The organism is Curtobacterium flaccumfaciens (genome assembly GCF_051548005.1).
Lineage (GTDB): Bacteria > Actinomycetota > Actinomycetes > Actinomycetales > Microbacteriaceae > Curtobacterium.
Map to the genome: position 1 here is coordinate 1 of NZ_JBPUGH010000144.1, position 8,719 is coordinate 8,719.

An 8,719-nucleotide genomic window follows, 5' to 3' on the forward strand; every position below is an offset into this window, starting at 1 on the left:
GCCACGACGGGCCGCGCACGTCGGCGCCGAGCGCCTCGACGCGGGAGCGCAGCTCCCGGTCGGCGGTGACCACGACCACGGGTGCGTGACCCGCGGCGAGCGCCTGCTCGGCCGCACCGACGATCGCGTCGTCACCCGACGCCGGTGCCCGCACCACGTCGACGGGGTGGGGTGACGTGTCGGGGGTGGGCCGGGCCTCCCGGGCATCCCCCTCGAGCACCACAGTCCAACGCGGCCACCAGCGCGCGAACGGGAGGTCGAGCTCCGCCGAGGCGATGCCCTCCGCGGCGAGCGCCGTGACGCCGTCGACGAGGCGACCGGCGGCGCCGGCGCGGTCCTTCCACCAGCCGTCGGGGCGGCTGCCGACGACGTTGGCGGCGTCCACGACGACGTGCGGGGCGGTGTCGAACGCGGCGCGGAGCGTCGGCCAGGACGCGCCGAAGCCGGGGTGGAGCGGGAGGTCGTCGACCTCGTCCACGGGGATCCACGACAGGGCGAGGCTCTCGCGGTCGGCGATGACCGGTTCGAACGGCCGGGAGGCGCGTCCGACGACGGTCGTGTAGGTCCAGAAGCCGAGGTCGAGGACGGCGGTGTGGCGCAGGTCGACGCCGTCGTGGGGCACGCCGGCCTCTTCTGCGGACTCGCGGAGGGCGCCCGTGACGGCGTCCTCGCCCTGGTGCCGGGCGCCGCCGGGGATGCCCCAGGTGCCGCCGTGGTGGCTCCACTCGACGCGGTGCTGCAGGAGCACCCGTCCGGACCCGTCGTCGACGAGGAGGCCGGCCGCGCCGAAGCGTCCCCACGCCTTCGTGCCGTCGGGGCCGATCGCCCACGCGTCGCCGGGATCACGGGGGCCCGGGGGCGGACCGGGCGGCGTGGTGCCCTCCGCGCCGTTGTGGCTCACACCGGGGAGGCGGTTCACACCAGGGTCTTCGGGCACCGTCCCACCTTCCCACACGGGCACCTCCGTGTGACCCCTCCGGGTCACGGAGCGTCGTGTACGGTGACGATCGAGACACGGGGTGCCGCGACCGCGGCTGAGATCACACCCGTCGAACCTGCTCGAGCTCGTACTCGCGAAGGGATCGTCCATGCGCACTGCTGCGCCCGTACCCACCACCGCTGCGCCGGACCTCGTGCTCCGGTGCGCCGACCTGCTCGAGGCCGTCCGCGCCCGGGCTCCACTCGTCCAGTGCGTCACGAACACCGTCGTGCAGAACGTTACGGCGAACGTGCTCCTCGCGGTCGGAGCCTCCCCCGCCATGGTCGACGTCCGCACCGAGGCCGGTCCCTTCGCCCGGATCGCCGACGCGCTGCTCGTGAACACCGGCACGCCGCACGAGGAGGCCCGTGACGCCGCCGACGAGGCAGCGACCGCGGCCGCCGACGCGGGGACGCCGTGGGTGCTCGACCCCGTGGCGGTCGGGGCGCTCCCGGTCCGGACCGCGCTCGCGCACGAGCTGCTGGCCCTGCGGCCGACCGTCCTGCGCGGCAACGCCTCGGAGGTGCTCGCTCTGCTCGACGGCGCGGCCGGTGGCCGCGGGACCGACGCCACGGCCACCACGGACGACGCGAGGGCCGCCGCACGCGCATCGGCCGGGAGGCACGTGGGCGCCGTGGCGGTGTCGGGTCCGGTCGACCTGGTGGTCGCCCTGGACGGGACCGTCGTGCGGGTCGCGAACGGGACGGACCTGCTGACCCGGATCACCGGCGGCGGGTGCGCGCTCGGTGCGGTGGTCGCCGCGTTCGCGTCGGTCACCGCCGACCCCGGCGACGCCGCCGTGGCCGCGACCGTGGCGTACACGGTGGCGGCCGAGCTGGCCGCCCGGGACGCCGGCGGTCCGGGGACGTTCCAGCCGCTGTTCCTCGACCGCCTCGCGTCCCTCACCCCGGAGGACCTCGTCGAACGCTCCCGCGTGTCCACCGAGGACGGCACCGGCGCGGCTGACTCCACCCCTGCCGGGTCGGCTCGGAGCGACCGGTGACCGCGGAGGCTCGCACGCCGGGGAACGGGCTCGGTGTGTACCTCGTGACGGACACGGAGCTGGCCGGACGGCACGGCCACGGGGTCCTGGGCGTGGTCCGGGCCGCGGTCGGCGCCGGAGTCCGTGCGGTGCAGGTGCGGGACAAGCATGCGTCGGCACGGGAGCTCATGGGATTGGCGACCGCCGTGGCCGACGCCGTGGGCGACCGGGCGACCGTGGTGGTGGACGACCGGCTCGACGTCGTGCTCGCCACCCGGCACGCCGGACACCGCGTCGCGGGCGTGCACCTCGGCCAGTCCGACCTACCCGTGACCGCCGCGCGCGCCCTGCTCGGACCGCAGGCCCACGTGGGCCTGACCGCGAACACGCCGGAGCACCTCGCGGCCGTCGCTGCCCTGCCGGCCGGGACGGTCGACCTGCTCGGTGTGGGCGTCGTCCACCCCACCACGACGAAGCCCGACCACCCCGCGCCGCTCGGCGTCGACGGGTTCGCCCGGATCGCCGCCGCCACCGTCCTGCCGTGCGTCGCGATCGGCGGCGTCACCCTCGACGACGTCCCGCTGCTCCGCGCCGCGGGAGCGGCGGGGGTGGCCGTCGTCTCCGGCATCTGCGCGGCCACCGACCCCGGGGCGGCCGCTGCCGCGTACGTGACCGCGTGGCGGACGGCAGCTGACCGGCCGGGTGCACCGCGCCTCCAGGACGGTGTCCGGTGACCGTCCCACGGGTCCTGACGATCGCCGGGACCGACCCGACGGGCGGCGCCGGACTGCAGGCGGACCTCAAGGCGATCGCCGCCCACGACGGCTACGGCATGGGTGTCGTGACCGCGCTCGTCGCGCAGAACACCACCGGCGTGCGCGCCGTCCACGTCCCGGAGACGGCGTTCCTGCGCGAGCAGCTCGACGCCGTGTCGGACGACGTGACGATCGACGCCGTCAAGGTCGGGATGCTCGGGACGGCCGACGTGGTGTCGACGGTCACGTCGTGGCTCGCCGGGCACCGGCCGCCGGTCGTCGTGGTGGACCCGGTGATGGTGGCGACGAGCGGCGACCGGTTGCTCTCCCTCGACGCCGAGGCCGCGCTCACCGACCTCTTCGCGCACACCGACCTGCTCACGCCGAACCGGGCGGAGCTCGGGGTGCTCGCCGAACTGGCGCGGCGGACGACCGGCGCCGGTGCCACCACCGACGGTGACGGTGGCACTGTGCGGAGCGACGCAGCCCTGGTGGCCCGGACCTGGGACGTGCTCGTGCTCGCGAAGGGCGGGCACGACGCCGGCCTGACGTCCGACGACGTGTTGGTCGCCCCGGACGGGAGCTCGCGCGTGTTCCGCGCACCGCGGATCCGGACGGCGAACACCCACGGCACCGGGTGCTCCCTGTCGAGTGCGATCGCCACACTCGCCGCGCGGCACGGTGACTGGGAGCTCGCGGTCGGAGCGGCCAAACGGTGGCTCACGACGGCGCTCGAGCACGCCGACGCGCTCGACGTCGGCACCGGCAACGGCCCCGTCGACCACGGAGCCGCGACGCGGGCCGCGCTGCCGCCCGTTCCGTGGACCCAGACGTGGTGGGAGGACGTCGCCGACGTCCGTGAGGCGACCCTGGACGGAGAGTTCCTCCGTCGCCTGGCGGACGGGACGCTGCCGTCCGCCGTGTTCGGCGCCTACCTCGCGCAGGACGTGCACTACCTCCGGGCGTACGAGCGTCACCTCGCAACCCTGGCCGACCGGACGTCCGGCCCGGCCGCGGCGTTCTGGCGCACCGCCGCCGACGAGTGCGCGGCAGAAGCGCGGGACCTGCACCACCGACGCCTCGGGGACGCACACGCCGACGATCCGGTGCACCCCGTGTGCGCCGGCTACCTGGCGCACCTGCAGGCCGCCGCGGACACCGGCTCGACAGCCGTGCTCGCGGCCGCCGTGCTGCCCTGCTTCCGGGTGTACGCCTGGGTCGGGACGCGGTTGGGCGTCGCGCCCGAGGGGCACCCCTTCGCCGACTGGGTCTCGGCCTACGGCGACCCGGGCTTCGCTGCGGCGAGTGCCGAGGCCACCGAGCACGTGGAGCGCCTGGCCGCCGCGGCGACCTCCGCGGAGCGAGGCCGCATGGCACGAGCCCACCGTCGGTCGACCGCGTGGGAGGAGGCGTTCTTCCGGATGGCGCTGTGACCGTCGAGGGCTGGTCGCCGCCGCGCCCCCGCTGCGTCGTCAGCGCGGGGACAACCGGACGAGCTCGACGGTCAACTCCGTGCCGTCGACCGTCCCGCGCATCCACGTGTGGTCCGGCTGGCGACGGCGGTCCGTCGGCGAACCGGGGTTGAGCAGCCGGAGCCCGGAGTCCGCGACGCTGTCCCAGGGGATGTGCGAGTGACCGAACACGAGGACGTCGACGTCCGGGAACGCGGCAGCGGCGCGGCGCTCCCGACCGGTCGCCGCACCCGTCTCGTGCACGGCCGCGAAGCGGAGGCCCTCGACGGCGAAGCGGACCTCGAGCGGGAGGCGGTCGTCGAACTCGGGGCCGTCGTTGTTGCCTCGGACGCCGACGAACCGGCGTGATCGCCCGACGACGGCGTCGAGCGTCGCGAGGTCCACCCAGTCCCCCGCGTGCACGACGAGGTCGGCGGCGTCGATGTCGTCCCAGAGCCCTGCCGGGAGGTCCTTGGCGCGCTTCGGCAGGTGGGTGTCGGACAGCAGGACGAACGAGGTCGTCACGACGCGGCGCCGCGCGCGGGCATCGGCAGGCCGGCCTCGTCCGCGGTGCCGAGGCGCTCGAGCAGACCGGCGAGCAGGGCGATGTCGTCGTCGGACCAGCCGGCGAGGCGTTCCTCGAGGGCGTCGCGGTGCAGCCTCACCGACCGTTCGAGCGCGGCGCACCCGGCCTCGGTCGCGACGAGCGGCTTCGCGTTGCCGGTACCGCCGTCGGTCGTCCGCACGAGGCCGGCCGCGAGGAGCCCGGACAGCTGCCGGGAGATCGTCGAGCGGTTGAGGCGGAGGTAGCGGGCGATGTCGATGGCCATGCACCCGGGGTGCTCGACGACGAAGTCCACGAGGGACTGGTCGACGATGCTGAGCACCTCGTCCGACCCGCGCGCCCGGATGCTGGCCCTCCTCGTGATGCGGGAGAGCTCGGTGTAGGCGCGTCCGACGTCAGCGTTCCGGACGTCGGACCTCGGGTGGTCCATGGTGGCTCCTGCCTGTCGAGGGCCGTTTCGCACCGGCTCGTCCCGGCACCTTGCGCTGAGAGGATACCGATCGGTCGCTGACCGGACTGCCAGACCCGCCGAGCGGCAGACCCGCCCTGCCGAGCGGGCAGATCCGCCCGCCGAGCGGCAGACCCGCCCGCCGAACGGCAGACCTGCCCTGCTCAGCTGCCGGCTGCCGCGGCCCGGAGCGCCGCGATGTCGAGCTTCTGCATCTGCATCATCGCCTGGTACACACGTTGGTTCGCGGCGGGGTCGCCCGAGCCGGTCATGAGCTCGCCCATCATCGACGGGGTGACCTGCCACGCCACACCCCAGCGGTCGAACAGCCAGCCGCACATCGACGGCCGTCCACCGTCGGCGAGCAGCGCGTCCCACACCCGGTCGAGCTCCTCCTGCGTGACGACGTCGACCTGGAACGACACGGCGTCGCTGTGCGGGTGGCCGGGGCCGCCGTTCATGGCTCGGAACCCCCGGCCGAGCAGCGTGAACTCGACCACGAGGGCATCGCCGTCCGGTGTCTCGGCGACGCTGTCGATCCGCGAGTCGGGGAAGAGCGAGACGTAGAGCTCGGCTGCCTGCCGTGCCTCGTCGTCGTACCAGAGGAAGGGGGTGATCGCGGTCATGGTCGTCTCCTGTACTCGGCGGCTCGTCCACTCAGTCCGCGACGCCGCGGCTGAGCAGTCCTGCTCGTTCGGGGTGCTCGTCGAACCACTGGCCGACGAACCAGCACATCGGGACGACGCGCTTCTCGGTGGTCTGCTCGACCTCGTCGACCGTGTGCGCGACGAGGGCGGCGGCGTACCCGTGCCCCCGGTGCTTCGGCACGGTGTACGTGTGCGGGAAGGCGATCGCGTCGCCGTTCTCGCGGTAGTCGAGGACGCTGACGAGCTCGCCGTCGACGTACATGGCGTAGCGGCTCTCGTCGGCCTCGTGGCGGAACTCCTCGGTCATGCCGCCATCATGCTCCCGGAACGGCGCACTGCCCGGCACCGGTCCGCACGACGTGGGAATGCGCTCCCCGACCGCGCGTTGCGTCCTGCATGACCACGATCGGCATCATCGGAGCAGGCAACATCGGATCCCAGCTGGCACGCCTCGCCGTGCGGCACGGCCACGAGGTGGTGATCGCCAACTCCCGCGGCCCGGAGACGCTCACCGACCTGGTGGACGAGCTCGGCCCGTCCGCACGCGCCGCCACCCGCGACGAGGCTGCGGCGGCCGGCGACATCGTCGTCGTCACGACCCCGCTCGCCGCGATCGAGACCATCCCCGTCGAGCCCCTCGTCGGGAAGGTCGTCATCGACACGAACAACTACTACCCGCAGCGCGACGGCCACATCGCGGCGCTCGACGACGAGACGACGACCACCGCCGAGCTGCTGCAGGACCACCTGCGCGGGGCGAAGGTCGTGAAGGCCTTCAACCACATCGCCGCGGCCGCCCTCACCGACGAGGCCGAGCCCGCCGGGACGCCCGGCCGCCGCGCACTCGTGGTCGCCGGTGACGACGAGGACGCCAAGCGCACCGTCACCGACCTCATCGACGCGTTCGGGTTCGACGTCGTCGACGCCGGTCCCCTCGCGGAGGGCTGGCGCATCCAGCGCGACACCCCCGGCTACGTCGTGCGCCTCACGGCACCGCAGCTGCGCGAGGCGCTCGCCTCCGCGAAGCGCTACCGCGACATGTAGGTCGTCACCACGTGACGGACGGGCGCGCCCCGCTCAGCGGCGACGCGAAGCGTTGCGCGGGGCGCGCCGACCGAGCCTCCGAGGGAGGACGGTGCAAGCTGGCACCGAGCCTCCGGTCCGTGGATCGCGCGCGTCAGCGAGCGTCGGCCGCGCCGTCGAAGATCATCGTCATCTCGGCGACGTCATCCTCTGACGGCGTCCAGGCTGCGCCGGCCTCCGCGTTCTGCGTGATCTGCTCCGGCTTCGTCGCCCCCGCGATGACGCTCGAGAGCCCGGGCTGTGCGAGGAGCCACGCGAACGTGCCCTGCAGCATCGTCACGCCCCGCGCGTCGCAGAACCGCTGGAACTCGTCGAGCACGTCCCAGGGCGCGTCCGCCAGCAGCTGCGGCTTCGACGTGCTGAGCCGTCCGTCCGCGGGGCCGCCCGCCTTCGTGTACTTGCCCGTGAGCAGGCCGTTGTACAGCGGGAAGTACGGCAGGAACCCGAGGGCGTAGGCCCGGACGGCGGGCAGGACCTCGTCCTCGACGGCACGGGCGAGTGGGCTGTACTCGTTCTGCGCCGACACGAACGGTGTGGTGCCGGCGATCGAGGCGGTGAGCTCGGCCTCGGCGATCTGCCACCCGGCGAAGTTCGAGTGGCCGACGTAGCGGATCTTGCCCTCGCGGACGAGGTCGTCCAGCACCGAGAGCGTCTCCTCGATCGGGGTCACCGGGTCCGGGCGGTGCATCTGGTAGAGGTCGATCCAGTCCGTGCCGAGGCGCCGGAGGGACGACTCCACCGCGAGCCGCACGTACCGCCGGGAGCCGCGCACGCCCCAGTCCGGCCCGTTCGCGCCCTGCATGTCGAGACCGAACTTCGTCGCGAGCACGATCTCGTCGCGTCGGCCGGCGATGGCCTTCCCCAGCATCTCCTCGCTGAGCCCGGGCCGTCCGCCGTAGACGTCGGCGGTGTCGAAGAGGGTGACCCCCGCGTCGAGGGCGGCCCCGACGACGGCGTTCGTGCCCTCCTGCGATTCGGAGGCGGTTCCCGGTCGCCCGAAGTTGTTGCAGCCGAGGCCGACGGTGGACACGACGAGCCCCGAGGGCCCGAGCGGACGGTGTTCGATTCCGGTCATGCCCCGACCGTACCGACGGCGCCCGACCGCGGCCCCGAACTGGGGATGCGCTCGGGCCGGGGCGTCCCGATAGAACTGACGGTGGATCAGACCACCGGAGGGAGCAGCAGTGGCGTCGCATCGCATGCCGGATTCGGACCGGCCCCGGCGGCCGGTCCCCGCCTGGGTCACCGCTCCGCCGGAGGACGCCCTGGAGGCACGCCCCGCCCCCGCCGCGTCGGCCCCCGTCGAGCCTGCGGCCGGGTCCACGGCGACGTCGGCCCCCGTCGAGCACACGGCAGGGTCCACGACGGCATCCGCACGTGCCACGCACACGGCCGGGGCGACCCCGGTGCTCCCGTCGGTACCGCCGGGCAGCGCATCGCCGGCCCCCGCCGCCGAGCCCGGTGCGCTCACGTCCGACCGTCCCGACGACGGGATCGTCGACGCTGCGACGCCCGGTGCCGCCACCCCGTCCGCGAGCTCGCCGCTCGCCGTGGTCGTGCCGGACTTCCCGCCGGACCAGGACCTCCTCCCGCCGGCACCGACCTCGCCCGCGGTGCACACGCTCCCGTTCGACCAGCTCGTGCGGCCGACGCCCGCGCCGGTGTCCCCGGTCGATGCCGGGCCGCTCACCCCGCCCGCGGCCGCGACGCCCGCCGTGCCCCCGACGCCGGCCGCTCCGGTGGTGGGCCAGCCGCGGTTCTCGGTCCCCGGGCTCGAGCACGTCGTCGTGGCGGGCACCGAGCCCGCAC

10 protein-coding genes, 1 pseudogene and 1 riboswitch are annotated in these 8,719 nt (G+C 74.5%); of the genes and pseudogenes, 5 read left to right on the top strand and 6 right to left on the bottom strand.

What is annotated here, in order from left to right:
• Nucleotides 1-901, bottom strand: a 901-nt coding sequence (locus ACSW7Y_RS14215) for an NUDIX domain-containing protein (protein WP_438126909.1), incomplete at its 3' end; no start/stop codon positions are given.
• Nucleotides 902-1,005: 104 nt separating this feature from the next.
• Nucleotides 1,006-1,100: riboswitch (TPP riboswitch) on the top strand.
• On the opposite strand from ACSW7Y_RS14215, the gene thiM reads away from it, so the two are divergent.
• The 3 genes from thiM (at nucleotide 1,089) to ACSW7Y_RS14230 (ending at nucleotide 4,149) form a co-directional block, all read left to right on the top strand.
• The gene (gene thiM, locus ACSW7Y_RS14220; protein WP_438126900.1) at nucleotides 1,089-1,982 is read left to right on the top strand and encodes a hydroxyethylthiazole kinase; all 894 of its coding nucleotides are present in this window, start codon (nucleotides 1,089-1,091) and stop codon (nucleotides 1,980-1,982) included. (Overlaps the previous riboswitch by 12 nt.)
• Entirely contained in the window at nucleotides 1,979-2,695 is a 717-nt protein-coding gene (thiE, locus tag ACSW7Y_RS14225) for a thiamine phosphate synthase (RefSeq protein ID WP_438126901.1), read from the top strand. The genes thiM and thiE overlap by 4 nt, the downstream gene beginning before the upstream one ends.
• The gene (locus ACSW7Y_RS14230) at nucleotides 2,692-4,149 is read left to right on the top strand and encodes a bifunctional hydroxymethylpyrimidine kinase/phosphomethylpyrimidine kinase (protein ID WP_438126902.1); all 1,458 of its coding nucleotides are present in this window, start codon (nucleotides 2,692-2,694) and stop codon (nucleotides 4,147-4,149) included. Before thiE ends, ACSW7Y_RS14230 begins: the two co-directional genes overlap by 4 nt.
• Before the next feature lie 39 nt (nucleotides 4,150-4,188).
• Here ACSW7Y_RS14230 and ACSW7Y_RS14235 read toward each other — a convergent pair whose 3' ends face one another.
• The 4 genes from ACSW7Y_RS14235 to ACSW7Y_RS14250 all read right to left on the bottom strand — a co-directional run bounded on the left by ACSW7Y_RS14235 (nucleotide 4,189) and on the right by ACSW7Y_RS14250 (nucleotide 6,134).
• Entirely contained in the window at nucleotides 4,189-4,692 is a 504-nt protein-coding gene (locus tag ACSW7Y_RS14235; RefSeq protein ID WP_438126903.1) for a metallophosphoesterase family protein, read from the bottom strand.
• The gene (locus ACSW7Y_RS14240; RefSeq protein ID WP_438126904.1) at nucleotides 4,689-5,162 is read right to left on the bottom strand and encodes a MarR family winged helix-turn-helix transcriptional regulator; all 474 of its coding nucleotides are present in this window, start codon (nucleotides 5,160-5,162) and stop codon (nucleotides 4,689-4,691) included. Before ACSW7Y_RS14240 ends, ACSW7Y_RS14235 begins: the two co-directional genes overlap by 4 nt.
• A gap of 182 nt (nucleotides 5,163-5,344) precedes the next feature.
• A complete protein-coding gene (locus tag ACSW7Y_RS14245) occupies nucleotides 5,345-5,806 on the bottom strand; it encodes a VOC family protein (RefSeq protein ID WP_438126905.1) in 462 nt (153 codons plus the stop codon).
• Nucleotides 5,807-5,837: 31 nt separating this feature from the next.
• Nucleotides 5,838-6,134 (bottom strand): GNAT family N-acetyltransferase, encoded by a 297-nt coding sequence (locus ACSW7Y_RS14250; protein WP_438126906.1) that lies wholly within the window; start codon nucleotides 6,132-6,134, stop codon nucleotides 5,838-5,840.
• 89 nt (nucleotides 6,135-6,223) lie between these two features.
• Here ACSW7Y_RS14250 and ACSW7Y_RS14255 point away from each other — a divergent pair, with 89 nt between their 5' ends.
• Nucleotides 6,224-6,871 (top strand): NADPH-dependent F420 reductase, encoded by a 648-nt coding sequence (locus ACSW7Y_RS14255; protein ID WP_438126907.1) that lies wholly within the window; start codon nucleotides 6,224-6,226, stop codon nucleotides 6,869-6,871.
• Nucleotides 6,872-7,004: 133 nt separating this feature from the next.
• Here ACSW7Y_RS14255 and ACSW7Y_RS14260 read toward each other — a convergent pair whose 3' ends face one another.
• Nucleotides 7,005-7,985 carry an aldo/keto reductase gene (locus ACSW7Y_RS14260; RefSeq protein WP_438126908.1) on the bottom strand — a complete coding sequence of 327 codons (981 nt, stop codon included), beginning with the start codon at nucleotides 7,983-7,985 and terminating at the stop codon, nucleotides 7,005-7,007.
• Between the two features lie 124 nt (nucleotides 7,986-8,109).
• Here ACSW7Y_RS14260 and ACSW7Y_RS14265 point away from each other — a divergent pair.
• Nucleotides 8,110-8,719: pseudogene (locus ACSW7Y_RS14265) on the top strand (hypothetical protein); the annotation flags it as partial.